This window comes from Nitrospinota bacterium (assembly GCA_029881495.1).
Classification (GTDB): Bacteria; Nitrospinota_A; UBA7883; order JACRGQ01; family JACRGQ01; genus JAOUMJ01.
Map to the genome: position 1 here is coordinate 29,884 of JAOUMJ010000018.1, position 26,736 is coordinate 56,619.

Below are 26,736 nucleotides of genomic sequence, written 5' to 3' on the forward strand. Positions count from 1 at the left end.
CAGACGGAAACGAAACGCAGTCCCGCCCTTGTCAGGCGCCCCGGAAAGCGTTATGGAACCAGACGCTAAATAAGGAAGCGCTGAAAGATAACCGCAAGACCGAGAAAGGCGAAGAATCCTACGATATCGGTGATCGTGGTGAGGATGATGCTTGAACTTTGCGCTGGATCAAGGCGGAGGCTTTTCATGGCTATCGGGATGAACGCCCCGGCGAATCCGGCAACCACCAGGTTGATCAGCATGCCAAGACCGATGACGAATCCGAGCATCGGGTTCGACTTCCAGAACCACGCGACGAGCCCTGTAACTATACCGACTACCACGCCGTTGATAAGGCCGATGGTCGACTCCTTTATGATAAGGGCCTTCACCTTGGCAGGAGGTATCTCGCGCATTACTATCCCCCTCATTACAACGGCAAGCGATTGCGCCCCCGCGTTCCCCCCCTGCCCGGCTACGACAGGGAGATAGATAGCCAAGACTGTTATCTTCGCGATGATATCCTCAAACAGCGAGACTACTGACGCGGCGAGAAACGCAGTAGCAAGATTGATATGGAGCCAGGGGAGGCGGCTTTTTATCGAATCCTTGATGGGAGAGAAAGCCCTCTCATGACCGCTTGCGCCGACCATTTTCTGGATATCCTCCGTGGTGGATTCCTTTATCTCCTTTATAAGATTTTCCGTCTTGATGATGCCGAGGAGTCTTTTGTTTGCGTCGACAACCGGCGCGGCAAAAAAATGATGCTCCTTCAGCTTTGCCAATATTTCTGAACTGTCGGCAAAGCAGTCGATAGCTAGAACATCCGTGCGCATATGCTGAGCGAGCTTGTCCGTCCCGTGGGCGAGAAGCATGTCGCGCATGTTCATAACCCCTTTGAGGTGATTTCCTTCATCCACGACATATATATACGAATCGGGAAAACCTTTTGCCGACAGCCTTCGAATCTTCTGAATTGCGTCGCGCTGCAGGACGTTTTCGTTAAACGCTATTACCTTTGTCGTCATCAGCCTTCCGGCGCTCCCTTCTGGATAGGTTAGAAGCTCCTGTATCTCGCTTTTCTTTTTCTCGTCGATGATCCCCAGGAGAACTTCCCTTTTCTCGGAAGAGACCTGCATCAGGATCGAAGTTGTTTTCTCGGAATCAAGATAGGCGGTTATCTGCGCGAAATTGGCCTCAGGCAGGCGCTCCATCAGCGAAGCGGCGTATGAGTCATTCAGATATTTCATTGCTTCGGCTACAACCGAAGCCGGGAGGAACTTGAATATTTCGATCGCATCCTCTTCCGGCATTGTTTCCAGCGTCCTCGCCGCGGCGACCGGATCCTGCTGAAAATACTTTTGCGTGACAGATACAAAGGCCTGATTTTTTTTCATTTTACTCTCTATTGCCAGCCGGGATTTTCAACATCGGTCCGTCAAAGCACATGATAACCGATTTGTGAAACGCAATCACCTTCCGCCGGGCTTGCGATATAAGGATCCATATTTTATTTTCTGCCGGATATCCCTTATACTCTGTTAAGCAAGCAAATATTCTAAATACTATCTATGAAGATCGGCAAATGAAAATAATAGAAGATTTTATAAAGAAAGAATCCTCCAGCGGCATTATTCTGATAATTGTCACAATTCTGGCACTTATACTGAAAAACTCCCCACTTTCGGATATGTACGAATCTTTTCTCCATACACCTGTTGAGGTCCGCTTCGGAGCGCTTCACATAGACAAACATCTATATCACTGGATAAATGATGGCCTGATGGCAATATTTTTCCTTCTTGTAGGAATAGAAGTAAAAAGAGAAATTCTTGAAGGTCACCTCTCTTCCTTTTCACAGCTGGCGCTGCCCGGGTTTGCCGCCGCGGGGGGCATGATAGTCCCCGCTCTCATATACGCATCATTCAATTATTCCGATCCTGTTGCCTTGGCCGGGTGGGCTATACCTACCGCCACCGATATTGCTTTCGCGCTCGGCATTCTTTCTCTTCTTGGCGACAGGGTACCTATCTCGCTGAAAATATTCCTTATGGCGCTAGCCATTATAGACGATCTTGGAGCAATACTTATAATCGCAATTCTTTACACGACCGACCTCTCCCTACTCTCCATCACCTGTGCCGCGAGCGCCCTTGCTGTTCTTATCTCTTTAAATTGGCTGGGTGTCGTCAAAAAAACCGCCTATTTCATAGTCGGAGTGGCGCTATGGGTTAGCGTATTAAAATCTGGGGTGCATGCCACACTTGCGGGGGTAGCCCTCGCTTTCACATTACCCCTTAGAGGTACCGGAGAAAATGGCGTCGCGCGTTCGCCCGCTATAGAAGTTGAACACGACCTTCATTTTTGGGTGGCATTTTTCATTCTTCCTCTTTTTGCATTTGTGAATGCTGGGGTTACGCTTGGGAACATATCGCTTGAACAGATGGCCGGCCCTGTTCCTCTCGGAATAATGCTTGGCCTGTTTTTCGGGAAACAGGTTGGCGTATTCGGATTTACCTGGCTGTCGATAAAACTCGGCTTCGCACAACTTCCAAAAGGAGCCAATTGGATAAATCTATACGGTGTTTCCGTTCTAACAGGCATCGGTTTCACGATGAGCCTGTTTATAGACTCGCTTGCTTTCGAAGATGACCACACCTTCCTTTTCACCGACAAACTTGCCATATTGCTCGGCTCCTTCTTTTCGGCTGTGGTCGGCTATCTTATTATCCGAGCAGGGAGCATAAAGGGGAAAATAGAAAAATGAAAATAACCGGTTTTTCCCAACAGAGATTTGCCATATTTGAGGTTAAAATATATAGCTATGGAAAGACCAAAAGGGATACCGGCGGACAAGGCGCTTGAGATACTCCTCACTGGAAACAGGCACTTCGTAGAGAACCATCAGGAAAATGCAAGCCGCGCGAGTACCGTCGTGCGCAAGCTCGACCAGGAGCAGCGGCCTCTGGCGGTCATAGTAGGCTGTTCAGACGCGCGCGTTCCCCCTGACGTTATCTTCGATACCCATCTTGGGGATCTCTTTACCATCCGCACGGCCGGTCATGTCATAGGAGCCGTTTCGCTAGGAACAGTTGAGTACGCTGTGATGGTTCTTGGCGTAAACCTTGTTGTCGTGCTAGGTCATGGCTACTGCGGAGCTGTGACATCCGCTCTTTCCGACGCCGAAACTATCGGACTTGCGCCAGTGCTGGCGCCGATTCGCGAAATAGTGGAAAAAGCTGGAGGAAATATGACAGTTGACGACGCGGTACGTCTGAATGCCCGTCACACCGCAGAACTGTTAAAATCATCACGCCCCGCCTTTCAAAAAATGATGAGCGACGGTACGCTTAAGATAGTTGCTACTTACTACGACCTGAATACAGGGAAAGTGGAAATTCTATAATCATAAGGCCAATTGAGTTTTGACAACCTGCTACTTTTAACCATCGCTATCAGCGATCTAACACGAGGTTCCAGTTCCCTGCAAACTCGAGTTATCGTCATCGCCAGCGGTAATTTGAGCTCTCCATGATTTCGAGAGTATCAGCTATATCTACCCAAAGCTTCCATAAGTTTGGCTTTTCTTATTGGTTTTGTGAGATGGTCATCACAACCGGCTTCCCTGCTCTTGGTTTCATGCTCCATTAGCGCGTGAGCCGTCAGCGCCAGGATGGGGGTACGCTTCATTTTTTCCCTGCTTTCCCATTCACGGATCTTTTTAGTCGCAGTAAGTCCGTCCATCACCGGCATCTCAATATCCATCAACACAAGATCGTATTTCCCTGAAGTGAATTTATCAAATGCGATCTGTCCGTTTTCAGCTATATCTATTTTATGTTGTGTGCTTTTAAGGTATGCGAGGACAAGATTTCTGTTGTCCAAGTTGTCCTCTACTAGAAGAATTGCCAGATCGCGCATGCCTTCTCTCTCTCCAGCACTCTCCTTCGTCTCCACAACCGACATTTTCACCTTGCCGGAACTGGCCTTGTTCAAATCGAATATGGCGTTGAAAATAAAATCACTCCCCTTGCCGACTTCACTCTTAAGACCTATTTCGCCCCCCATCAAATTGATAAGAGTCTTGGAAATTGTCAGCCCAAGCCCCGTGCCACCATATTTTCGTGTCACACTGGCATCGGCTTGCGAGAATGCGTTGAAAATCGAATTCTGCATTTCAGGCGGAATGCCTATCCCTTCATCCTTTACCGAAAAGAGAAGATCTGCTTTATCATTCACTAATCGATTGATCTGCACTGTTATGCTGATGGCCCCCTTTTCCGTAAATTTCACCGCGTTACCAAGCAGATTAATGAGTATCTGCTGGAGACGCATGGAGTCACCTAGCAATTTGCGCGGCACATCCGGCTCTATGGAGTAGGCTATTTCCAGTTTTTTCTCTCTTGCGCGGAATTTCATTATCTCCACAACATGCAAGACGATCTCGCCAAGATCGAATCCGTTGTTCTCAAGCTCCAGATGACCTGCCTCTATTTTCGAGATATCTAGAATATCGTTGATGATCCCAAGAAGATTTTCTCCTGCGTTTTTAAACGTGTTTATGTAGTTTTTCTGAACCTCTGTAAGCTCGGTTTCAGACAGCAAGTCTGCCATCCCTATAATGGCATTCATTGGGGTCCTTATCTCATGGCTCATGCTTGCGAGAAATTCGCTTTTTGCCTTTGTGGCTGTTTCGGCCTCCCTTGCAAAACTTTCGGCTTCTTCCTTCGCTTTCTGAGCTTCTTCGCGCAAGCCTTCAGAGATTAAAAGTGTGTGTTTCAAATCGGCGGCATAGCTTTCTGCCGCTTTCCTTGCTTCGATGATCTCCTGCTCAGCTTTCTTCTGTTCAGAAATGTCCGAAACTATTCCCAGAAACAATCGCTTGTCATCCAAAATCATCTCGCTTACCGCCAGAGATATCGGAAAAGTAGAACCATCCTTGCGAAGCCCCACAACTTCGCGCCCTATCCCGATTATTTTCTTTACGCCAGTGTTGCGGTAATTAGCCAGATAGCCGTCATGACTCCCCCGATACGGCTCTGGCATGAGCATCTTGATATTTTTCCCGACAACTTCGGCGGCAGTATAACCGAATATCCTTTCCGCGCCTGGATTAAAGGTTTCCGCGATCCCATTTTCATTGATCGTAATAATGCCGTTTAACGCCATATTTACAATCGTAGAAAAACGTTTCTCGCTTTCACGCAATTCCCCGGTCATTCTTTGAGCCATCCTTAACGAACGCCCTTGCGATGTCACCACACTCCAGGTGAATGCGAAGATAAGGATGCTGAAAATTACACCGCCAGTAGCGGCTATTACAGGCTTGGTGAAATCCAGGCTTTTCATGAACTTTTTATTGCTAAAATACTTCAACGTCCATTCATGCCCGGCAATTTCTACAATCTCTTGTATGCTGAAAACCGGGGATACATCATGAGTCAATATCTCGTCCGAATCAAACATTAGGGAAGAAGGCTCTGGATCCTTTCCGTCAAAAATATGCACATCAATCAGGTCATATCCTGTGTCAAATATACCGACCATCAGATCATCTATCCTGAATGGGGCATATACATAACCGATTATCGCTTCTCTTCGCTCCTCCAAAGTTGAATTCGCCGGCATCGATTTATCGTACACCGGCAGAAACAACAATGTACCAGCCTGCACCTTTCCTTTAATTTCCTGCACAAGGGTCACCTTGCCGGAAAGCGTGGGGAGACCGGTATCCCGCGCATGCTCCATCGCTATTCGCCTTGTCGGATTTGAAAACATATCATAGCCAAATGCCTGGCGGTTACGCTCGTCAAAGGGTTCAAGGAAAATAATGCTTGTGTATATTTCTCTTTCCCCTTCCGGGCGAATTTTATAATCAGGAAAACCTTCCCCCCTTATTGCGACCAAATGCCCCTGCAAATCCTCCGGCTTGATAAAAATGGACAAACCATAACCTTGAATACCTGGAAATATCTTCTCTAAACGTAAAGATTCAACAAAGGTCCTCCATCCCTCCCGTGTAACTTTGTCGGAAGCATTGAAAAATGCGACGCCTCCCCGCAAGGCCTGCTCGTAAGTTTGCATACGATTTTTGACTGATCGGGTGTGTTCTCTAGCTATGTTTCTAAAAGCTTTTTCTGCCTCACGTTCCACTTCCTGGCTGGTGTATTTCCAGCCAAAATAAGTGATCAACAATCCGAACATGAGAACGAGTAGAGGCGTAATCCTCGATACATATATGGTTATGTTTTTTCTCACAAATTCCGCCCTTTATTCAGCTTGAACTGGCCGGCATCCTGTCGCCATGCATTTAAAATACCCAAAATCAAAAGCTCTCCAATCGCCTTCTATAAGTTGGTGGGTATGACAGTCTTCCTCAAATGAAAACCATGCAATATCACCCTCCTGGTTCCTGTGCATTGCCTATCCAACACTATGCATTTGAGTCCTAAATGTATCGCTATTTGCGTTAATGTCTCATAGTCTGAAATAGGAAGTATTTGGCGATATTTTACGTTCTGGCGCCGTTTCTCCTTCTATTATAAGAGGATTTTACCAAGCCCTGCAAATACGTCAAACATATTACTACAAATAATTTTGTATATATTATGCTTTTACAAACAGATGCTCGCTTCTTTGACTAATTGGGTTTAACTGGTAAAAAGAGCAGAAATGACTTTAACAGTTTTCCTGTTTTTACTTTTTTTCAACGGAAACTATAGCGCTGAAGATGCTGCAGTGGCTTGCACCGAGGCTATGAGATGAATGAAATTCGGCTATTTTACAGAGTGACGAAGATAATAGTTTATTTTGCTCACATTGAGCGGAGAAAAATAGCAGGATGGCCCGTTTAATTGGGCCATCCCGACCTCAATATCCTTTAACCCGGGCAGTTCTCAAAACGAATAGGTCATTTCAGCCGCGATTACAGACTGGCTTTTCTTTCCTGCTCCGTCCTTATCTACCCACGCTTCCTTGTCCGAACTTGTGGAGCGATATTCCACCAGCAGGCCAAGGCCTTCCGCGATAGACATCGAAGGAGATACGGTTATTGAACTCCTTTTTTCCTCCGAGCCGGAACCGAATACGGCGCCATTCGTGTCGTTGAACGTGTCATAGCGGAGAGTCAGCCCGAAAGTGTCGTTTATCGCGTAATTTGCCATCACCAGCATGCCGTCCCACTTCGATGTGCCGCCGCTTGATTCGATGACTCCCATATTGTATTCACCACCTATAAGGAGATTTTTTACAGACTTTATCGTAAAATCGACGTCAGTTATTGTAGTCTTGTCGAGCGTGGTCGTTACAGGATCCCCCTGCGCATCCTTGTCGTCGGATGTCGCACCTGTAAGGAAGCTGATACCGAGGTTTATCCCTTCCGCGGGAGAAAGCCCTACCCTCGTACCGACCGTTTTATCCTTGTTGTTGTCGGTATTATTATCCATCCCATTCACATAATAGGCCGCGATATCGAATATCCCGCCGTTGAAGTGCCCCATGAATCCGGTGAGGTTCGTCGGCAGGCCGTAATCGAACACCATAGCGTGGGAATACTGATACATATCTGGAGCATCCAGCAGCTCGAAGCCTATTGGAGCGTTAAACTTTCCAAGTGTGAGGGTAATTTTTTCTGAAGGAGTTACAGCGATGAAACCCTGTTCAACGCCGCTTTCCGTTTCAGTGAAATCGATATCTATCCTGAAAGAGGCTTTATCGCCCGTCTTGCCGGTAAAATCGATCTCGGCGCTGTCCATGCCAAAGGAAGCTCTATCAGTTGACGCTTTTGTTGCGGCCGCGTCGTCAGTGACAGCCGCCGTGTCGTTCGTGACATATGACATATCCACAAATCCGTGAATTCCAAGCTCAACGGAATTTTCCGCCGCCTGAGCATTTATTGCCAAGCCTCCGCCAATTGAAAAACATAGTGCAACTAAAAATATATATTTCCTCATAACTTCTCCTTCCACTATTTAAAAAAATGTTGACTGAACGAGAACTGGCGCACTGCGCGCAAAGGCTATGAAACTTGTTTTAGAGCTATTAATACTTCCTCCTTCTTTTTTAATTAATTTGCTCAAAGGTAAACTCAACCGAAAAACTCTCTTCCTTGTCGGTTTTCAGGGGGATTGCAACCGTTTTTGCCGACTCTGAAATATTTGAGTATATATTGCCACTGCCGTTCAGGAATATTTCAGGGATTCCAGCTTCAAGCTTCATGCCAAGCGCTTCCAGATTTTTACGCGAATCCCCGGCGATCATATTGGTAATTTCTCCAACTGCATCCTTTACCTCCGCGTCAATTTCGCTTTTTTCCTCATACAGCATTCTGGAAACAATGGTTATTATCGCCTCTTTGGAAAATGAAAGAACAACAATGCCGCGCTTATCGCCTGTCAGCGGTATCGCGCCGCTGATATCCCCTCCCGGCTCCCTTTCCGTTTTCAAGGAGGCCTTGCCGGACACAGGAACAGTCTGGCACATTGTTTTCAGGACATTGATCGTGCCTCCCAAAAAGGCGTTTACCATTTCCGCGTCAACCGCACCGCTCATTTTTCCTCCCCATCGACAATATAAATAATCATACTACAAAAACAATTTACAATTCCCGGCAGTTCCCTGAAGAGTCATAGATCTTTACCGTGCCAGAGGAAACATATGCCAATACAGTTCTACTCAAATGTCCGCCCGTATCAGCCGAAACAGGGCTCATATTGTTCATCCATAGGATCCTTTTAATCGCTGTGACATTCCGGTTGCCTATTTCAAACACATTATTTTCATCCAAGGTTTGCGCTCCACCAGCGATTTTCACAATCATTTTGCTAGTATTAATTGTGGATCCACAATCATGCATCATATTTATCAGCGCCGGGATACCTGTGTTGGCAAAATATCCAGGGCGCTCTTCGGCAATACCCCTGTCTATATTTGAATCCGGAAGCGCTACATGAACCATGCCGGTTATCCCAGAAATCGGATCCCGCACTATGACCGCAACGCAGGAACCAAGTCCATATGTTTTAATTTTCGTGCCTGCATCTCCCGACACAGCCATTTCCCCAACGCCAACTATTATATTATTTCCAATGTTTTCGCTTTTTCGCCCATCCATGCAGTTAATCATTTTTGCCTCCTGTAATCATGTTTATGACTGTGTGAGCAATATCGTCTATTGGAATGAGTTGATCTGCCCCTCCATATTTATAAGCCTCGTTTGGCATACCGAACACCACTGATGTTTTTTCATCCTGTGCGACATTTTTCGCACCGCTTTTTTTCATTGCGAGCATCCCTTCTGCTCCGTCACGCCCCATTCCGGTCAGCATTATTCCATACCCGTTTTTCCCGACATGCTGGGCCACAGAATGCATCAATACGTCCACAGAAGGCATATGACCGCTCACTTTTTCACCTTCCTTGCAAACCACTTCGTAATGCCCACCCGACCGTATTACCGTCATATGCTTTTCACCAGGGGCAATAAGAGCCCTTCCTGGAATTATCCTGTCTCCTGTAGTTGCTTCCCTGACCTCCATCGGCACTATCTTGTTTAACCGTTCCGCGAATAGTTTTGTAAATCCTGGCGGCATATGCTGAACGATAACCGTTCCTGGAGCATTTACTGGAAATTTCTCCAGCACCTTTCTTATGGCTTCGGTTCCTCCGGTAGACGCCCCGATGGCTATTACCTTGTCGGTAGATTCCGCGAGAGCCTTTGAGGCCTTTACGTCGACCTTGAACAGGTTCTCCCGTTTACCTTTCCAGTGAGAGACATTCGCGGTAGATGCTATTTTCACCTTTGTCCTTAGCTGAACCATCATACCGTTCAACCCGCGCGATATATTTGAGGTAGGCTTTGAAACAAAATCGACCGCGCCGGCATCCAAAGCGTCAAACGTTATCTGTTTCCCCTTCTGGGTGAGCGAGCTCACCATTACCGTTGGTATCGGATACTGAGGCATCAACAATTTCAAAAACTGGACCCCGTCCATTCTAGGCATTTCGACGTCAAGCGTGAGAACATCCGGCTTCAGTTCGATAATTTTATCCCTCGCAATAAAGGGATCAGCCGCGCTTCCCACAACTTCAATACCCGGATCCATTGAAAGCCCCTTGGAAAGCGTATCCCTAACAAGGGCGGAATCATCCACAACCAATACCCTGATTTTATGCGACATTATACGGCTCTTTTCTGTAGATTGCCGGCTTCACATATGTATAATCCGTAGCCCTTCTATCCAGAGTTTCAGAATGACCAACAAAAAGATATCCGCCGACTGTAGTAAAATCGTAAAGTTTGTCCACCAGACTATTGCGCGTTTCCTGGTCAAAATAGATCATCACATTCCGGCAAAAGATTATGTCGAATCTTTTCTTGAACGGAAATACCTTGTTAATGAGATTAAATCTTCTGAACGTAACCATTCTTTTGATATCACTAGATACCGCATACATATTGTTGCTCTGCTTAGTGAAATATTTCAGTTTGTAATTCTGAGGCACCCTGCTGACCTTATCAGCTGAATAAACCCCTTCCATTGCCGTTTTTAACGCTGTACCCGAGATATCAGTCGCCAGCACACCCGTATCCCATTGATGAAATTCCTGGCCAAGACTTTCTCGTAAAATCATCGCTAGAAGATATGGCTCTTCGCCTGTGGATGAAGCAGCGCACCAGATACGGATATCGCGCGAATTGCGTCTTTTTAATTGTTCAATTACATCGGGCAGTGCATGTTCGATCAGATATTCAAAGTGACCATGCTCGCGGTAAAAATATGTATAATTTGTGGAAATGGAATCTGCGAGATCCACTAGCGCCTGGCCGGACGAATCACCAAGAATATATTCGTAATACTGCTTAAAACTGCTGAAACCGTTTGTGCGAAGATTGTTTTGCAAACGGCCGACTACGAGCGCCCGTTTTTGATCGCTAAGATTAATCCCCATCTTTTCATAAACAAGCGTTCTGATAAGATTGAATTCATCTGAGGAAATGCCTGTCGACCTTACGGGGAACCCCTCAGGCAAGAGATTTTGTATGTCTGTTTTGTCGTTCATGATGTTACTCATTATCATTTCGATCTCTTTTTATAACTCTTCCCGGAAAACTTGGGGAGTTTTCCGACTGGAATACTCCCCATAAAAAACGCCATTAACTGAGTCGGCACAAGATCGCGTTGATCTTGCCATCGTTTAAAATTTTCACGGCTTGCACCTTTTTCAGTTGAAGCTTTCCTCCCTGTTTCCGTCACTTCCATATGCCGCCACAACTTCCTCATCAGTGCCCATATCCCACTCGTCATCCATAGCATTTTGTTCATGCGTATGACTCCTTTCATGGATCGGGTAATCGGAGCTTTCAGATCCGTTCCTGTTTTCTCCGTTTCTTCCATAATTTTGTTCCCTGGTCCTGAACCTGGAGAGCATTTCCTTGAGATTAATCGCCTGACCCGCCAACTCCTCGGAAGCCGCGGCCGACTGTTCGGCATTTGCAGTATTTTGCTGGGTCACCTGATCGATCTGACCAAGAGCCTGACTAACCTGGGATATTCCCTGCGCCTGCTCGTTGGAAGCCCCGGCTATTTCTTCAACCAGGTCGGCGACCTTTGTTACGCCACGGACTATATCGGTAAGCGATTTTGAAGTTCTGCTTGCGATGGTAGCGCCGTTTTCGGCCTTCTTTACGGATCCCTCTATAAGATCTGCCGTCTCTTCCGCCGCCTTTGCGCTCCTTGCCGCCAGATTCCTCACCTCTTCGGCGACAACCGCGAAACCTTTGCCATGACGCCCGGCGCGAGCCGCCTCAACAGCCGCATTCAACGCAAGCAGGTTCGTCTGGAACGCGATTTCGTCTATTGCCTTGATGATTTTCGAAATATTCTTGCTCGATTCATTGATCTCCGCGACTGCGGCGACCATCTCATCCATTTGCTGATTTCCATCCTCCGCCATTTTTCGCGCTTCAGTAGAAAGAGTGTTCGCCTGCGTTGCGTTTTCGGCGTTAAGCTTTGTCTGTGAACCGATCTGAGTTAGCGAACTGGTGATCTGTTCAAGCGAGGCGGCTGATTCGGTAGAACCTTGCGACAGTGATTGGCTAGCGGAGGAGACCTGGTCAGAACTGGTTGAGACCTGGTCTGCCGCCATATTTATTTCGCCAATCACATCGCTCAGGTTTTCGGCGAATGCGTTTAAAGACGTTACCATCATCCCAATTTCGTCTTTTCTTTCCATCTTTAAACTTACATCAAGCCTACCTTTGGAAAGCTCATCAATAAGCGACATCATTCTCGCTATCGGCCCGGAAATATCCCTGCCGATCACAACTCCAAGCGCGATAGAAATAACCAGGACAACAGCGCTTAACGTAAGATAGAAAAGCATTGCCTGATATGCTCCTTGCTTCAGATCTCCGGCTTTCTGTTTCAGATCTCCTGAAAGACGATCTTCTACCTCCTTCAATAGATTTATTTTTACCGTGATGGTTTCGAACCATTTGGTAGAGCTTATGCCGAACATCCCGGTATCGGATTTCTCAAAAAGAATATTACGCATATTTTCCACTTCGCTTACAGCCGGACTTTTCATTTTGTCATTGAAATACGCTATCTGGCCTTCAGTAGCTAGCAGAACAAACAGCTCCGTATAAACCTTTTGCTGTGATACCAGCTCACTATACTTGTTAAACATCCCTTTCCCGAACTTGTCGGCGGCAAAGGTATTGCTACCGACGGCTCGCTCAATCCCTGCTCTTTCTTTACCCTTAAGAAAATTCGAGTAAGTCATTGTCATCGTAGAAATCTCAGCGTTCGAACATATTTTTACCATGGATGCAATAATGTCGAGAAACCCAGCGTTCATGTCGGTGTAATATCCGATAGCTTTGCCAGTCTCTATATCAAGCTTGGCAACTGAGCTTCTTATACTTTCGATCTCCTCCAAGTCCTCCAGGTTATGATCAAGAGCTTTTTTCAACTCTGCGCCAAAGTATAACGCGTCAAAAGTTTCCAGAAACTGCTTTAACTCTGCGGTTTTAACGTCAGTTTGCTTTCTCTGGTCGCTTAATATCGTGCCAAAAGAGTTTCCCTTGCTCCCCAGAAAGCCCGCTGTGGCCCCTCTTTCTTTCTGAGTTTCGTGCACCAAAGCGCTTAACTTCACTGCCAGATCCGACAGTTCATAAAGCGCGCTCATCTCCTCCGATATGTTTTTCTTTTCAACTATTCCGTTAACTGCAAAGAAAAGAAAACTCATCAATAACGGTAACAACATGAGCGCTATTTTCTTTCCTATCTTCATATTGGCTACGTACTTCATTTTCTGCTCCCTTCAGCCGTGCGCCTATTTACAGATGCAAATAGTTCCTGCACATTTAACAACACTTTCCTCTTTTCCTTATTTTTTTCCATTCCAATTGCGTAATTCAGCACCGCATTATTCGAGTGATAATCCACCTGTTCAATATCAGAACCGGGGATTTTCACAACTTCCCTTACCCTATCCACAACAAGACCGGCGCTTAACCCGTCAATCTCTATGATGATTGCGCAAGAACAATAATCGTATTCACGGTGCGGCATTCCGAAAAGAGACCTGAGATCAATTAAAGGGATCGATTTTCCATGAAAACCGAGCCTTTCTGAAAGATACTTGTCTGTATTTGACCTTTCAACAATTCCCTGCAACCCGGTTATTTCCGCGATGTTGCATATCGCAATGCCAAATATTTCAGATCCCAGTTCAAATGTAAGGAACAGATCTTTTTGCGAATCATCTCCAGAGTGAGACACAAACAGTTCATCTGCCAATTCATTGTTGCATTCCATCATCTTGCTTCCTTATCACTCCTAATTTCGTAATGTTCATGTCCCAAACGAAGTTCATGATCCGTATTTCAAATCACACTTGCATGTAGCGCCGGGCCGCAAGGCCCGGCACATATGCTCTGAATAAATTAAAACTTCCCAAACTCCTCGTCCGTCAAGGCGATCACCAGGTTCTCCTTTTTGCCGTTACCTGTTGAACGCACCTTCTCCTTCACACCGGGGTGGAAGCCTTTACCATTTCCGCTTTTTACTGGAGCGCTATGGCTGATAACCACATTCCTGCTGTTCCGCTTATGGTTTGACTCCCTGTCCATGCCTTTTTCGTTCGGGTGGTTGTATGCGGGAAGACTTCTCCTGCCGTTCTCCGCCTTTAGCGTAAATCTTGCAAGCATTTTCTTGAGGTTAATTGCCTGTCCTGCAAGCTCCTCAGCCGCCGCCGCAGACTCTTCGGCATTCGCCGTATTCTGCTGTGTAACCTGATCGATCTGCCCTAACGCCTGATTTACCTGCGAAATACCTTGCGCCTGTTCGTTTGACGCTCCAGCGATCTCTGCAACCAGATCAGTCACCTTGGTGACGCCGGAAACTATTTCGGCAAGAGATTCCGAAGTTCTGTGGGCCATGGCAGTGCCATTTTCCGCCTTTTTCACGGAACCTTCGATTAGTTCGGCGGTCTCCTCAGCCGCTTTCGCGCTCCTTGCCGCCAGGTTTCTAACTTCTTCAGCGACAACTGCGAATCCTTTTCCGTGACGCCCCGCGCGAGCCGCTTCTACCGCGGCGTTCAGAGCGAGCAGATTTGTCTGGAAAGCGATCTCGTCAATCGCCTTTATGATCTTCGAGATGTTTTTGCTGGACTCATTGATCTCCGTCACAGCCGAAACCATCTCTTCCATCTGCTTGTTGCCGCCCTCTGCCATTTCTCTCGCCTGAGTTGATAGGCTGTTTGCCTGAGACGCGTTTTCTGCGTTCAGTTTCGTCTGCGATCCTATCTGGGTAAGCGAGCTTGTAATTTCCTCAAGGGACGCGGCTGACTCTGTAGCTCCCTGGGAAAGCGACTGGCTTGAATCCGAAACCTGCGCCGAGCCTGTGTTTACCTGCTCCGCCGCCATATTGATCTCCCGAATTACACTGCTGAGATCGCTTGAAAATTTATCCACGGCGCTAAGCATCTGGCCGATTTCATCCTCCCTGTCCGTCTCGACAGAAACATTGAGGTTTCCTTTTCCAAGCTCATTGAGAACCTCAACCGCCTTGATTACCGGATTGGATATCGACCTGGCAATAACCAGCGCAACGGCGATGATCGAAGCGACGCCTATTATCGCTATTATCGCCATCAATGTCTTCAGGGCGTTGATGGCCGAGAACGCCTCTGATTCATCTATCTCCGCAAGAAGCCCCCATGTTGTCGAGCCTACCTTCACAGGAGTATACGCGGAGAGAACAGGATTACCGTTGTAATCGATAATGATCTTTGCGTCGGTATTCCCTGCGACCGCCTCTCTTGCAGCTTCGGTATCCACTTTACCCTTTGCCGGGTTCGCGAATGACGCCGATACGGTATGATTGACCGGATCAAGAAACGAATCGGACCTCATAAGAAGGTCTGAGCCTACCAGATAGGTTTCTCCAGTTTCCCCCATTCCTTCCCTCTGCTTCATTATCTTATTGATCGCTTCGAGAGAAAGCTGGAGAGCGATAATCACTTCAATCTCATTGTCTTTTTTATGCACTAGAGGAATAGCGATAAATGAAGCTGGCTCCCCATTGCTCGGTTCGTATGGCTCAAAATCGGCCAACGCAAACTGCCTGGTTTCAAGAACCTTTCTTGTCAATTTACCCAGATTCGAGCTCGCGTATTTTCCGTTTACCATATTGGTCTGGTAGTCCGGCTCCCTGGAGGCTGAGTAGAATACATAGCCTGAAGGGTCTATAAGGAACATGTCGTAGTAGCCGTACATCTTTACATATTCCGCATAAAACTCCTTCCCCTCTTCATCAACAGGGCTGAATGCCTCGGCCACATCCATTTCCGCTATTACTATCCATCTTTCTCCGTTTACATTCAAAGGAGAAAATATGGAAAGCACCGGATTACCGTTGTAGTCGACAATTACATCCGACCCCGATTCTCCGGCAAGCCCACGCCTTACGGCTTCGGTGTCTACTTTGCCTTTTTCAGGATTCGCAAACGACGCTCTGACTGAGTGGTTTACCGGATCCAGAAAGGAGTCCGAGCGCATCAGCTTGTCCGGCCCGACGAGATATGTCTCGCCAGTTTTGCCCATACCATCACGTTTCTGCATTATTTTGTTAATGCCGGCGAGTGTTTCCGGGTACTTAAAGAGATTTCTATTATCTAGCTTGTTCGCTCTTAGAAATTCCCTGATCTGATCAACTTTTATTGAGTGCACCGCCTCAAGTCTCTGGAAAGCGCGATCCCTAAGCGTATTCACCGTCAGTGTCAGCACTCCGATATCGCCCTGTCGCTCAGCAAAGAACTGCTCTATCTGGGTTTTCTTTATCTCCCTTACCGCTTTGAGCTGGTTAAACGCGTTTTTTTCAAGCGCGGCGCTTGATTTTTCCAGAGCGATGTAGCCCATGATCGAAAAGGGGAGAAGACCCACCGTTAAAAAGGCTGCAAGCAGTTTTGTCCCCAGCTTTGCGTTCTTGTACCATTTTGAGAAACTGTTCATTTTAATATCTCCCTTACTTACCGGTTTTGTCTTTATTAGGTTCTTCCGCTATGGAGCCGACAAGCTCAAGCTCCTCCTCTTCCAACAGCTTGTTCACATCAAGAAGTATTTTCACTTCATCTCCTACCTTGCCCATTCCCTGCACATACATGCTCTTTCGCTGTTTCTGCATCCTTGGGGCTGGTTCAATTTCTGATTCCGGGATGTTTACAACTTCCCTTACTCTGTCTACGATCAATCCCGCGCTGTTGTCGCTCATATTCACGACTATTATGCAGGAGCGGTTATCGTACTCCCTGAAAGGGAGACTGAACCTTGTCCTAACATCCATTACCGGTATAACCTTGCCTCGAAGATTGATCATCCCTTTAATGAAGTCGGGCATATCCGGCACCGCTGTTATTTTCTGCAGACCGATAATTTCTGTAACGTACCTTATCTCTATCCCGTACACCTCTTCCTGGATTTGAAACGTCAAATACATATCCTTTTGGGTATCTTCGTCTTCGTCAAAAATATCGTCCAGAACCATGTCCTCACTCGCTTTTGCCATACCATTCCTCCTTATAACTATTTTTATGTCTGTTTAAACGTACTCTAAAGATTTTGTTTCATCCGGCGTCCTCTTTCTTTTTTCAGTAATTGACCACAGGGTGCCTACATCCAAAACAAGACTGACGTCTCCATTTCCGAGGATCGTGCATCCTGATACGCCTCGAACATCTTTCATGTAGCCTGGAAGACCTTTTATCACCGTCTGTTGCTGTCCTATCAGCGAATCAACAAAGATGGCAAAATTCATCTCCTGGAAGTCAACTATGACAAGGATGCCCTCATGTAGATTTTCCTTATTCGCTTTTACTCGATGCAATTCACCTAATCTGATAATCGGCAGGAATTTCCCGCGCAGATTAACAACCTCTTCTCCATCAACCAGCGTTATCTGTGACGGATTCGGCCTGATCGACTCCCGAATGGCCAACAGCGGGATCGTATAGCTTGAGTCCCCAATTTTCACCAGCATCCCCTCAATAATGGCGAGCGTCAGGGGAATTCTTATCGTGAACTTGCTGCCAGTTCCGGGAGTGCTTTTTATTTCCACGCGCCCCTTGATCTTTTCAAGGTTGCGCTTTACAACATCCATACCTACCCCGCGCCCGGAGATATCCGAAACATTGTCCGCTGTCGAAAATCCCGGCTCGAAAACAAGTTTGTAAATGTCATCATCGCTGAGATTTGAACCGTCGCCGCTGACCAAGCCGCGCTCGATCCCCTTTTTCAATATTTTTTTCTTATCCAGGCCTCTTCCATCATCGGTTACCGCTATCAAAACCTCTTCGCCTTCATGACTTGCCTGGATTGTGATCGTTCCTTTTGGGTTTTTCCCCGCCAATTTTCTCTTTTCCGGCGATTCAAGACCGTGATCTATAGCATTCCTTACTATGTGCACAAGGGGATCAGAGATCAGCTCGATCACTGTTTTGTCTACTTCCGTGTCTTCACCAACAAGATTCAACTCCACTTCTTTCCCTACTTTCTGGGAAAGATCGTGAACCAGCCTGATCATTTTCCTAAAAGTATTGGATACTGGGATCATCCTTATCGACATCGTTATATCCTGCAAATCACGGGTAATCTTGTGAAGATGCAAGGAGGCCTTCTCAAATGATTCAAACTCGTAGCCTTCCAGGTCAGGATTTTGAATTACCATATTTTCAGCGACGATAAGCTCTCCAACAAGTTCCATCAAGGCATCAAGTTTTTTAAGGTCGACTCGTATATCCTGCCTTCCGGAATTTTTTCTGTCGGTGGCCCTTCGGTCATACGTTCCCGTTTCAAATTCCCTGCCCGGCTCCGGCACATCCTTTGAGCTTGTCCGGGCCGAACCGGTATCATCCGACATCAAGATATTGAGCCCGGCATCTAAATCAATGTTAATGTCCTCCTGCTCTTTATCACTTTTGCTTTTGTTTTTTTTCTTTCCGCTGTTTTTGTGTTTGTCAACCAGCTCGCCCAGGAATTTTGTAAATACAAGGAGTTCCTTTATCTCCCCATCTTCGTTTTCCGAAATCCCTTTCAATGCCTTGCGAAGCGAATCTATGACAGAGAGAAATATTCTGGAAAAATCCTTGTCGAATTTCCCGGGATTGGTTCTTGCGAAATCAAGCGCGGTTTCGGCGCTATGGGCCAGCTTCTCCATATCGGAATAGCCGAAGAATCCGCAATTCCCCTTTACCGTGTGAATGCACCTGAATATATTCTCGACCAAATCACCGCTTCCGGGATCTTTTTCCAACGCGATTATCATCTGTTCTATCTCGTCGAGAAGCTCCGTCGTCTCCCTGACAAAATTGCTTTTCATGTCAGCCGTAACTTCCATCTCTCGGACAACTTCACTGTCTTTTTCAATGGCATCATCAGGCTCAATCGTCTGTTCGCCCATGATTTCTGCGAATTTGGAGCCTCCGTCCAAGATAGCCTTGCTCAATTCCTTCATTACTGTCGTCGCGTCCTCTTCAGCGCCGCTGTCGTTAAGCTGCATCTCTACTCTATGCAACAGTCCGCGAAGAAAGTCTGCAGTGCTTACCATCAGATCAACATGCCTTGGAGTAAGCTGCATCTCCCCTTTTCTCAACATATCCAGCAGGGTTTCGCCTTCATGCGTAACCTTCTGAATAGTGTTGAAATTCAGAAAGCCAGCGCCCCCTTTTATTGAATGGAACAACCTGAAAATCGAATTTATGAGCTGATCATCTACGGTGCCATCTGCTATGCCTTTGGTCATTTCGATTAATTGCGGCTCTATCTGGTCAAGCATCTCCTGGCTGTCCGCAACAAACTCCTGGACAATATCATCTGAAAATTCGCCTGACATATTCCTTACCCCCTGCTCACTTTAGTAAATGCGATATCTCTTTTGACAATGCTTCATAGGCGTTGTGCAGTTTTTTGTATTCTTCCATCCAGACTTCATTTGGCACCATTCGCCTTCCCATATTTTCGCTTTCATGAATGATTTCTTCGATGGTGGCCAACATGTCATTTATGTCAATCGGCTTTCTGAAAAACGCGTAGGCGCCATAATTGACGGCGTCTATGGCGCTTTCAACATCTGCGTGCCCCGTAAGCATAAGAACACTTACCGACGCATACTGTTTCTTTATCAGTTTCAATAACTGTATTCCCGTCATTCCGGGCATCTGGATATCCGATATAACAATCCCGATTTTAGGGATGTTATCTATCATCTCGATCGCCTCTTCAGCCAGTGAAGCGATGTGGCATATGTATCCCTTCTGCCTTAAAAGCCTGCTAAGGGAATCCCTGATAACTTCTTCGTCGTCAACAATTAAAATTTCCATGGCATGGGTAAGAGCAAATAGAGTGCCGAACTCAAACTAACTGTAATTACAGCCTTTTTTAATTGCATAGATGAAGCTCGGTTAGGCTTTAACCGCGACCGGACAACTGACTATCCGTTTTCGGAGAATAGGTCAAAAAGTAAGAGAAAAACGCTGTCCGTTTTCGGACAATTTTTCTGCTCGATTTGTTACTATTCTGTTTTTATAACATTAGGAGAAAAAGTGAATCGCCTTTTTACAGATATAATTCAATACAAAAGTGAGGCTGAAATAATTCCGGTGACAAAGAGAAGTTCAATTCAATCAACAGTTATTCCGTATTTTTCCATTCTTCTGTAGAGCGACTGAGTTGTAATTCCAAGAGCCCTTGAAGCGCTGGAAAGATTATTTCCTGATTCTTCGATAGCGCGGATTATCAGCAATTTTTCATTTTCTTCGATTTTCAGGCTTTCTGGCAATCGTGAACTACTCCCGTTGCCACCATTAGAAATGGAATCATTTTTTTTCAATAACCGCAAATCACTGTAATCGATCTTCTCTCCCGCGGATAATATCGCCGCGTTTTGCAGTATATTCCTTAATTCTCTTACGTTTCCCGGATAATCATATGAGAGGAGAACCTTCTCGGCAGAAGGGGTTAGTGAAATATTTCTCCCCTGAAACAATGTTCTCAAGATATGCCTTGCCAGCAGCAAAATATCTTCTTTCCTCTCCCGTAGCGGCGGTATTTCAATTAACAGCACATTCAATCGATAAAACAGATCTTGCCTGAAGTTCCCTTCAGCTACAAATTTACCAAGATCCCTGTTGGTTGCGCCGATTATCCTAGTATCTCCAAGACTTATCTCCGACGTTCCGCCAACTCTCTTGAATGTTCTTTCCTCCAGAACGCGTAAAAACCTTGTCTGAGCAGTCATGCTCATTTCTGATATTTCATCCAGCAGAACCGTGCCACCGAGAGCTATTTCAAAAAGCCCAGGCGATCGTTTTTCCGCGCCGGTAAACGCACCTTTCTCATGCCCGAAGAGCTCCCGTTCCAGAAGATTTTCGGCAACGCCTCCGCAATTGAAAGCCACGAACTGCTTCTCTTTATCCTTGCTCATCTTGTGGAGCATTTGAGCAACTACCTCTTTCCCCGTTCCGCTCTCGCCTGTCAAAAGAACCGTCGCATCGGGATACATGGCTATCTTTTTCATCTGTTCATAAATTTTATTAAACGCCGGCGACTCGCCAATAAAATCTCCCTTTCCTTCATATGTCAGGCGCGACACAAGGCTCGACAGCAAAACATTCTTCGATTTCAGTTCCAGCATTCTTTTTGCTCTGTTAAGCGAGGCTAATATTTCACTTCCATTAATCGGTTTCCTGAAATAATCAAATGCTCCAAGCCTCAGGGCTTCAATCGCCGTCTCTTCAGAACTAAATCCGGTCATCATTACAACTTCTACGTCAGGATCGGTTTTGCGGATAGCCTCCAGCAGGGTCAATCCGTCCATATCAGGCATGTTGATATCCGAAATTACCAGCCGTATATCAGTCGTGCGAATCTTTTCGATAGCCTCATTTGCCGTATTGGAGCAAACGGGATGCCATTTTTCCTGCGTTAAAAAACTGGAGAGACTGTCCAAAACAGCATTGTCATCATCTACGACCAGCACCACCGGTCTACCTTCCGCAATCACTTTCCCATCCTTCGGCATTTTTATTTCGCCTTCTTGAATATCACTCTAAAGGTTGTTCCTTCAGGCCCGGTCTCAAGCAACTTGATCTCGGCCTCAAAATCCTCAAGTATTCTTTTACATATTGAAAGCCCCAGACCGGTTCCTTTCCCGCTATTCTTTCCGCTAACAAATGGCTCGAAGATTCTGTCCTTTATCTTTTCAGGCACTCCGTTCCCCGTATCGGTTATATCAACGTTTATGGACTCGCCGTCCTCTCTCCCCTTAATGCATATTTTCTTTTGAGGCTGGTTTTCCGATGAAGTTCCGGCCTTTTCCAAAATGCTGTCCCTGGCGTTGTATACAAGGTTTATCAGCACCTGCTCGAACCTTCCGGGATTTGCCCTTATAGCCAAATCCTCCGGGATATCCACCTCCAGGCTTATCCCGCTTTTATTCATCTGTACGTTGAACAATTCTGAAGACCTTTTCACAATTGCCAGAAGATTTACTTTCCATATCTCCTTGTTTTTCGTGTCTGATGAAAATTCTCTCATGTGTTCAATAATTCCCGACATTCTTTTGATCTGCGACTCGATTTTCTCCGCTATCTCCACAACCTGGGAGGGATTCAACAACTCACCACTGGAGGCCATGCTCTTGAGAGTAGCAACATACAATCCAATCCCGCTAAGAGGCTGGTTTATCTCATGGGTGATACCGCCGGCGATAACCGCAAGAGACGCGAGTCTTTGCGTGAAAAGCGTCTGCATCAGCAGTTCATTTTTCATATTTTCAACTACCTCTTTTTCCATCTCACGACCATGAATGACCGATACCGCCTGGTTCAGCCTGTGCAGCAAATATTTCACATCAACAGGCTTGGTAACAAATGCGAAAGCTCCTTCGTTCAACGACTCTGTAACGGCACTTATGTCGGCAAAACCTGTCATGAGGATAATTTCCGTATTTTCCGATATCTTTTTCAGAGTCCTCAGAATATCCACTCCCCCCAGGCCAGGCATGCGCACATCGGTCAGAACAATGTCAAAATCACCTTCTCCGAACATCGCTAACGCGCTCGCTCCGCTTTCGGCGCACTTTGTTTCATAATGCTCGCGAAGCACCTTTTCCAAATACTCCCGAACAGGTTGATCGTCATCCACAATAAGAAGTTTACGTTTCATTTCATTTGTTCTCTGGATTCCGTGACAAGCAGGCTGACGAATTTATCAAAGCCGTCATCTATGAGAGCCTTGCATAGTTCGCTTGAACCATTAACGACGATATTTTTCCCGCTCTTTTTTGCATTGGCATACAAGTTCAAAAGCGATGCCTTTTCCGAGGTGTTCAAAGCGATGTTTCCTGTTATCGTCACGACATCTTTATCATCCCGGCTTTCAAGCTGTAACCTCGATTTTTTTTCTCCCTCAACGTAGGCTTTGTCCTCACTCCTCTTCTTGATCCCTGATTTCTCCGCGGAGTGTGTCCTGTTCTTCTCCTTTACGGCATTATCGATAGTTTTTCGCACCAGCATCCCCATCTCCTGCAACCCGATAGGTTTGCGCGCGATTTCGCTTATACGGATACTTCCACGCTCCGTATCCTCTATCCCTATAATGGAGCCGGTAAACAGAATGCTCGGCAGATTATTCCTTGATGCGGAAATCTCACTGAGGAACTGGGTTCCTTTCATTTTGGGCATATTCTGATCGCATATAACGAGATCATACTTTTCAGGGTTTTCCATAAATGACTCAAGCGCCTTTGCCGGGTCTGTAAAGCCGAAGACTTTATATCCCGAAGCTTCCAATGCCTTTTTGCACATCTCCACGATCGACGCCTCATCATCAACTACCAGAATCGTCTCCTTCCCCGAAATATCTTTCTTGATCGACTCAGTTTTCTTATTTTCGCAGTTAGCAATTGCGGGGAAAGTGAGCCTGAAAGTGGTTCCCTTTCCAACTTCGCTCTCAACGGCAATATCTCCTCCAGCTTGCTGTACAATTCCAAATACCAGCGATAGACCAAGCCCGGTTCCTTCGCCGACGCTCTTTGTGGTGAAGAACGGTTCAAATATCCTGTCAAGCACATGCTTTTCCATACCGGTTCCCGTATCGCTAACCTCCAGTAGCACGTTCATCTCTGTATCCGGAGATCCGGTTTCCGGATTTTCCACGGCGATTTCAGAATTGGAAACGGCTATTTTCAGCATCCCCCCGTTCGGCATAGCCTGAGCGGCATTGATACACAAATTCATCAATACCTGCTGGATACTGGAAACCTCGGACATGATATTTTTTATCCCTTTCTCTATCGAGGTATGGAGCAGTACGCTTTTAGGGAGGTACGATTTAAGGAGCTTTGTATTTTCCGAAACAACATCGCCAAGATTTATGGGATACGCCACCCCGCCGCTTTTTCTGCCAAACTGAAGCAACTGAGCGACAATGTCCTTCGCCAGCCTTGCCGGCTTTAAAACGGCGGCAAGGTCCTTGTATTCTTCCGAATCCTTCGCAAATATCTTTTGAGTTACTTCTGTATAACCTATGATCGGCGTAAGGAGATTGTTAAAGTCATGCGCTATCCCTTCAGTCAGAGTCCCTAAAGCGGTCATCTTTTCCGACTGGCGCATTCTGGCTTCATTTTTATTCAGCGCAGTTTCTATTCGTTTCCGTTCTGCCGTTTCAAAAGCGAGGGAGATCATGTCAGCGACGGATATTGCGAAATCCTGCTCTTCACCGGTCCACTCCCTTTTTTGTCCGATGTGCTCATGGCAAATAACGGCAACCACCTTTCCGTGGAGCCACACCGATACATCGAGCATTGAGGTTATCCCATGCCTCAACGCATATCCATCTCGAAACTCGCTTGTTCGGGGATCATTAAACGAGTCATTTACCACAAGACACCTGTTTCTCCCCATCGCCTTGAAATACTCAGGAAACTCGGCCCTATTCAAGGTTTCACCGTAATCATGGCGCCTGCTCTTGCGGTCATAACTGTCCATACATACAAGCTCTGAGTAGTCGTTTCTATACGACCATATGCTGGCTCTGGCTACGTTAAGCGTATCCGAGCTTGCCTCCGTCAATGTGTGAAGCATCATATTAAAATCGGTAGAGTCTATTTTCGCCAGCTCTATAAGTGTTTTCTGGTTTTTAATTATCTGCCTCGCCCTTCTCTCCTCTTCCTGCCATGCGAGCCTTCTTTCCGTAATATCATGGACTGCCATGGTGAAGAATCTGTCGTTGCTGTCGACAACCGTTTCTTCGATCCTCATCTCTACCGGGATCGCGGATTCGTCTTTTCTCATGCCGTCCATCTCGATCCATTTGCCGATTTTTTCCTGTTTTCCTTTAGCAAAATATTTTTCAAATCCGGGAACATCTTTTTCACCTGCTCTTTCGGGGAACAGCATTCCGATCCTCTTCCCAAGCAGCTCTTCTTCCGTATATCCAAACATCCCGCAAAGCTCCCGGTTCACAAACCGTATGCCGAAATCCTCCCCAAAACTGATGACCCCTTCGCCTACAGTGGACAGGATCGCTTTGCTCTTCTGCTCCGACAATCTCAGCTTCTCTTCAGTGGCTTTCCTTCGCGTAATATCAGTGACGAGACCTTCGACGATCACATCCCCGCTCTCAGCGACGATCGATATGCTTCTGTCACTAAACCACCTCCAACCCCCCTTCGCATCCCGAATCCGGTACTCGATATCGAATCCATTCATGTCGGTAATCGCATTTGCGACCTTGAGTTTGTCATCGGGGTGTATGCTGTCGTCCCAAAGCGACTTATGCTCCAGCAGGTATTCGGGCGTATATCCGAGAATATCTTTAACTCTCGATGAAAAGAATATCCCGGCATTCTTGTGCGAATAGCGGTAAACAATATCAGGCGAATTTTCTACCAATCTGCGGTATTGCTCCTCGCTCTCGCGAATTTTTCTTTCAGCCTTTTTTCTCTCCGTTATATCAGTCGCCATTCCCTCTATTTCCGAATACCCGTCCTTGCTCAGAATGGATATGCACCTGTCCCGAAACCAGAGCCACTCCCCCCGCGCGTTCCTGATGCGGTATTCAATGTCAAACCCCTTTCCGTCACCCAGCCCTTTAACAGCCTCCTCGGCTATACGTTTGTCTTCCGGATGAATGCTTTCGTTCCATAACTTCGGCCTTTCGATCAGATATTCAGGCGTGTAGCCAAGGATGTCGAGAACACGCGGAGAATAGAAGGTTCCAAAATCGAGATTTGAAAAGCGGTAGACAATATCCGGGGAATTCTCTACCAGTCTGCGATATTTATCGGCGCTTTCCCTGATCGCCTTTTCCGATTCGAGCTTCTGGCTGATGTCGCGCAGAATTCCGTATGTAACCCTTCTCCCTCCATGATTGATTACGTTGCCGCTGATCTCCACAGGGATGCGGCGCCCATCCTTCCTGTTCAATATCACTTCGTCTGAAAGATTGCGCTTCCCCTCGCCGTATTCTCCGAACTGCTTTTTTGACGTTTCCCGCAACTCTTCAGGGTGCAATTCCGTTTGGTGCATTCCAATGATCCTGTCGGCAGGGAGACCGACCATCTCTTCAGCTTTTTTATTCAACTCCAACACTATACCGGTTTCTGTGTCCGCGGCGATTATGGCATCGTAGGCGTATTCTATGATCGTTCTGTACTTCTCTTCCGATGTTCTCAGCATTTCGGTAAGGCCGGAATGCTCTGCTCTTGCCCGGATGGACATTATCCCGTATGAAAGTTCTTCAGCCAGATTTTCAAGGAGTTTTATCTCTTCTTCGTCAAAAGCGCCAGGCTCCTGGGCATACATGTTCATCACCCCGAATACCTTCCCTCCGCTTATCAGAGGAACACTGATCACTGAAGCGAAACCCCGCTTCTCCGCCTCTTCCCGCCATGGTTGAAACCTCGGATCGGAATGTATGTCCCTCGTGACGCAATGCTTCCCCGTCCTTATGGCTGTGCCTGTAGGGCCTCGCCCCCTTTCAGTATCGGCCCATGTCACGTTCAGCTTTTCAAGGTAGCCGGATTCATAACCTGAATGCGCTACTGGCACCACCCGCTTCAAAAGGTCATATTCGGCATAGCCGACCCAGGCAAGCTTATATTTACCTGTCTCTGTAGCTATCTCGCAAATCTTTTTCAACAGCGCGTCTTCCGATTCCGCGTGAACAAGCGCCTTGGTGGACTCATTCAAAAC

General features: G+C 46.6%; 18 protein-coding genes. 2 read left to right on the forward strand and 16 right to left on the reverse strand.

Translation table 11 applies throughout. From position 1 onward, the window contains the following. Positions 1 to 65: 65 nt before the first annotated feature. Positions 66 to 1,376 (reverse strand): magnesium transporter, encoded by a 1,311-nt coding sequence (gene mgtE / locus OEY64_08935; GenBank protein MDH5543072.1) that lies wholly within the window; start codon positions 1,374 to 1,376, stop codon positions 66 to 68. 188 nt (positions 1,377 to 1,564) lie between these two features. Between mgtE and nhaA the strand changes: the two genes are divergently transcribed. Together nhaA and OEY64_08945 are read left to right on the forward strand one after the other, a co-directional pair. Then, the gene (gene nhaA, locus OEY64_08940) at positions 1,565 to 2,746 is read left to right on the forward strand and encodes a Na+/H+ antiporter NhaA (GenBank protein ID MDH5543073.1); all 1,182 of its coding nucleotides are present in this window, start codon (positions 1,565 to 1,567) and stop codon (positions 2,744 to 2,746) included. Between the two features lie 57 nt (positions 2,747 to 2,803). Then, a complete protein-coding gene (locus tag OEY64_08945) occupies positions 2,804 to 3,385 on the forward strand; it encodes a carbonic anhydrase (protein ID MDH5543074.1) in 582 nt (193 codons plus the stop codon). 140 nt (positions 3,386 to 3,525) lie between these two features. Here the strand turns inward: OEY64_08945 and OEY64_08950 are convergent, their stop codons facing one another. From OEY64_08950 to OEY64_09020, 15 genes are all read right to left on the reverse strand, one after another. Then, positions 3,526 to 6,063 carry a CHASE domain-containing protein gene (locus OEY64_08950; GenBank protein ID MDH5543075.1) on the reverse strand — a complete coding sequence of 846 codons (2,538 nt, stop codon included), beginning with the start codon at positions 6,061 to 6,063 and terminating at the stop codon, positions 3,526 to 3,528. 812 nt (positions 6,064 to 6,875) lie between these two features. Further along, positions 6,876 to 7,880, reverse strand: coding sequence for a porin (locus tag OEY64_08955; protein ID MDH5543076.1), 1,005 nt, complete (start codon positions 7,878 to 7,880; stop codon positions 6,876 to 6,878). 160 nt (positions 7,881 to 8,040) lie between these two features. Further along, positions 8,041 to 8,529, reverse strand: a complete 489-nt coding sequence (locus tag OEY64_08960; GenBank protein ID MDH5543077.1) for a chemotaxis protein CheX — start codon at positions 8,527 to 8,529, stop codon at positions 8,041 to 8,043. 46 nt (positions 8,530 to 8,575) lie between these two features. Beyond that, positions 8,576 to 9,091 carry a chemotaxis protein CheD gene (locus OEY64_08965; GenBank protein MDH5543078.1) on the reverse strand — a complete coding sequence of 172 codons (516 nt, stop codon included), beginning with the start codon at positions 9,089 to 9,091 and terminating at the stop codon, positions 8,576 to 8,578. Between the two features lie 4 nt (positions 9,092 to 9,095). Next, positions 9,096 to 10,157, reverse strand: a complete 1,062-nt coding sequence (locus OEY64_08970; protein MDH5543079.1) for a chemotaxis response regulator protein-glutamate methylesterase — start codon at positions 10,155 to 10,157, stop codon at positions 9,096 to 9,098. Next, the gene (locus OEY64_08975; GenBank protein ID MDH5543080.1) at positions 10,147 to 11,058 is read right to left on the reverse strand and encodes a protein-glutamate O-methyltransferase CheR; all 912 of its coding nucleotides are present in this window, start codon (positions 11,056 to 11,058) and stop codon (positions 10,147 to 10,149) included. The genes OEY64_08970 and OEY64_08975 overlap by 11 nt, the downstream gene beginning before the upstream one ends. Before the next feature lie 144 nt (positions 11,059 to 11,202). After that, positions 11,203 to 13,293, reverse strand: a complete 2,091-nt coding sequence (locus tag OEY64_08980; protein MDH5543081.1) for a methyl-accepting chemotaxis protein — start codon at positions 13,291 to 13,293, stop codon at positions 11,203 to 11,205. Next, positions 13,290 to 13,805, reverse strand: a complete 516-nt coding sequence (locus OEY64_08985) for a chemotaxis protein CheW (protein MDH5543082.1) — start codon at positions 13,803 to 13,805, stop codon at positions 13,290 to 13,292. The genes OEY64_08980 and OEY64_08985 overlap by 4 nt, the downstream gene beginning before the upstream one ends. A gap of 125 nt (positions 13,806 to 13,930) precedes the next feature. After that, a complete protein-coding gene (locus OEY64_08990) occupies positions 13,931 to 16,498 on the reverse strand; it encodes a methyl-accepting chemotaxis protein (GenBank protein ID MDH5543083.1) in 2,568 nt (855 codons plus the stop codon). 13 nt (positions 16,499 to 16,511) lie between these two features. After that, the gene (locus OEY64_08995; GenBank protein ID MDH5543084.1) at positions 16,512 to 17,051 is read right to left on the reverse strand and encodes a chemotaxis protein CheW; all 540 of its coding nucleotides are present in this window, start codon (positions 17,049 to 17,051) and stop codon (positions 16,512 to 16,514) included. A 33-nt stretch (positions 17,052 to 17,084) separates the two neighbouring features. Next, a complete protein-coding gene (locus OEY64_09000; GenBank protein MDH5543085.1) occupies positions 17,085 to 19,373 on the reverse strand; it encodes a chemotaxis protein CheA in 2,289 nt (762 codons plus the stop codon). Positions 19,374 to 19,389: 16 nt separating this feature from the next. After that, the gene (locus tag OEY64_09005; protein MDH5543086.1) at positions 19,390 to 19,860 is read right to left on the reverse strand and encodes a response regulator; all 471 of its coding nucleotides are present in this window, start codon (positions 19,858 to 19,860) and stop codon (positions 19,390 to 19,392) included. Positions 19,861 to 20,159: 299 nt separating this feature from the next. After that, positions 20,160 to 21,560, reverse strand: a complete 1,401-nt coding sequence (locus OEY64_09010; protein MDH5543087.1) for a sigma-54 dependent transcriptional regulator — start codon at positions 21,558 to 21,560, stop codon at positions 20,160 to 20,162. A gap of 2 nt (positions 21,561 to 21,562) precedes the next feature. After that, on the reverse strand, positions 21,563 to 22,705 hold the full coding sequence (locus OEY64_09015) for a hybrid sensor histidine kinase/response regulator (GenBank protein MDH5543088.1): 1,143 nt from the start codon (positions 22,703 to 22,705) through the stop codon (positions 21,563 to 21,565). Continuing rightward, positions 22,702 to 26,736: PAS domain S-box protein (locus tag OEY64_09020; protein MDH5543089.1), on the reverse strand; the 4,035-nt coding region annotated here is incomplete at its 5' end. The genes OEY64_09020 and OEY64_09015, both read right to left, overlap by 4 nt.